This is a genomic window from Streptomyces sp. 13-12-16 (assembly GCF_002114215.1).
GTDB lineage: Bacteria > Actinomycetota > Actinomycetes > Streptomycetales > Streptomycetaceae > Streptomyces.
In genome coordinates this window covers 1-631 of the sequence record NZ_NCTE01001322.1, presented here as the reverse complement: position 1 = coordinate 631, position 631 = coordinate 1, and the positions used below count along the sequence as shown (strand labels likewise).

Here is a 631-nt window from a genome sequence, read left to right as displayed (position 1 = left end):
CGGCCCCTCGCGCCGGGACTGGCCGGGGCACAGCGGCTGCTGGCCCGCCGCGACCGCACCGGCCGTCGGCAGCCCGACGCGGGCGGCAGCGGCGGCGGATGACCGGCACGCACGACCCCATCGACCACGACCGACGGAGACGGGACGATGACCCCACACGACGACGGCCCCGACCTCGCCCACCGGCGCCCCGAAGGGGTGAGCGACGAGACGGTGGAGGCGCTCGGCTCGCTGTCGAAGGCACTGGAGACGACCGAGCGGGCCCGGGGCCACCTCTACAGCTTCCACCAGCTCACCGGCACCGCCGACCTCGAACTCGACCGGGCGGTCGAACTGCTGCGCGAGGCCGGGCACCCGGACTGGGCGGAGACGGTGCGCACCCAGGTGCTGGGCCGCAACGTGATCCCCGGCCACTGGACGTTCCAGATCGTCGAGGCCTACGACGCCACGTACTACCGCCCGTTCAAGGAGCTCGAACAGGCCGCCGTCGAGGAACTCGCCGAGGGCCGTGACCACCTCTACGAGGCCGAGATGAAGGAAGCCCGCCGGACCGCCGGCCACCCCGACCACACCGCCCGCCCCGACACCGGCCCGCGGCCCGGCGAAGGGGGCGACCGGTGAGCGGCGGCGG

At 75.1% G+C, this 631-nt stretch carries 1 protein-coding gene; it reads left to right on the top strand.

Features of this window, described 5'->3' with window-relative positions:
* Positions 1 to 147: 147 nt before the first annotated feature.
* Positions 148 to 621, top strand: coding sequence for a hypothetical protein (locus B7767_RS40440; protein WP_085576262.1), 474 nt, complete (start codon positions 148 to 150; stop codon positions 619 to 621).
* The last annotated feature ends 10 nt before the right edge of the window (positions 622 to 631 follow it).